This is a genomic window from Streptomyces sp. NPDC005195, from assembly GCF_040608315.1.
GTDB lineage: Bacteria > Actinomycetota > Actinomycetes > Streptomycetales > Streptomycetaceae > Streptomyces > Streptomyces kaempferi.
Genome location: NZ_JBEXHZ010000362.1, coordinates 1 through 1260, shown reverse-complemented (window position 1 = coordinate 1260; position 1260 = coordinate 1). Strand labels below are relative to the sequence as shown.

Below are 1260 nucleotides of genomic sequence, written 5' to 3'. Positions count from 1 at the left end.
ATACCGTCGTCGATGTCGGTACCGGGCTTCTCGACCAGGCCGTCCGTGTAGAGGGCCAGGACGGCGCCGGGCTCCAGGCGCAGATCCGTCACCGGGTAGCGGGCGTGCGGGTCCACACCGAGCACCACACCCCCGGGCAGGTTCAGGACCTCGGCGCGGCCGTCGGGGTGGCGCAACAGGGGCTGCGGATGCCCGGCGCGCGCGGCACGGGCGACGCCGGTCACCGGGTCGAGCCGGATGTAGCAGCAACTGGCGAACTGGCCGGGATCGAGGTCGATGAGCAGCCGGTTGGTGCCGCTCATCACCTCGTCCGGAGCATGGTCGCCGAGAGCGAACGCCCGGACGGCGCTGCGCAGTTGGCCCATGGTGGCGGACGCCTGGACGCCGTGTCACTGGACGTCGCCGATGACCAGGGCCAGTCCGTCGCCCGCCTCCACCACGTCGTACCAGTCGCCGCCCACGTCCATCCCCTCGGTGCCGGGCAGATAGCGCCCGGCCGTCTCCACCTGGGGGTGTGCCGACAGCCGGTGGGGGAGCAGTGCCTCCTGCAGGCCACGGGCGAGGGCGGCCTCGGAGTCGTAGCGCCGCGCGCGTTCCAGGGCCTGTGCGATGAGTCCGGCGAGCGCCGTCAGCACCGCACGTTCCTCGGTGCTGAAGTCGCGCGGACGGTCGAAGCCCAGGATGCAGGAACCGACCGGCCGGCCCGAGGCGATCAGCGGCAGGAAGACCCGCGCACCCACCTTGGCGTCCAGGGCTATACCGGGATAGGCGGACTCGAGCCGGGGCATCGACTCGAAGAACAGGGGGCGCCCGGAGGTGAGGGTCTCCACTCCGGGCAGTTCGGCGTCCAGCCCCACTCCGTCGAAGGGGGCGAGGAAGCCCTGGGGGAAGCCGGTCTCCCACGCGAGGTACAGCCGCCGGTCCTGCAACAGATAGATGGCGAGCCGCCGTCCGCCGAACGCGGGCAGCAGCTCGCGCATGACCACCTCGGACACCTGACGGGCGGTCACGGCCTCGGACAGGGCGATGGCGAGGACGATGGGGTGGTACAGCCCCGCCGTGGTGACGCTCGACACGGATGTTCCGCGGCCGGGCGCCGCCTCCGCCCGCCGGCCCTCGTCGGCCTCCGCGGCCTCCGCGGCCTCCGCGGCCCTGGTGGTGTCGGCGAGACGCCCCATCGGGATCAGCTTGCACGTCAGGCCGCGCGGGCCGGGATACACCGAGAGGGTCAGCCAGGTGTCCCCGCGGCCCGCCAGGGCG

1 pseudogene is annotated in these 1260 nt (G+C 73.0%); it reads right to left on the bottom strand.

Going from position 1 to position 1260, the window contains the following annotated elements:
• A pseudogene (locus tag ABZV34_RS39675) lies at positions 1–1260 on the bottom strand (GAF domain-containing SpoIIE family protein phosphatase); the annotation flags it as partial.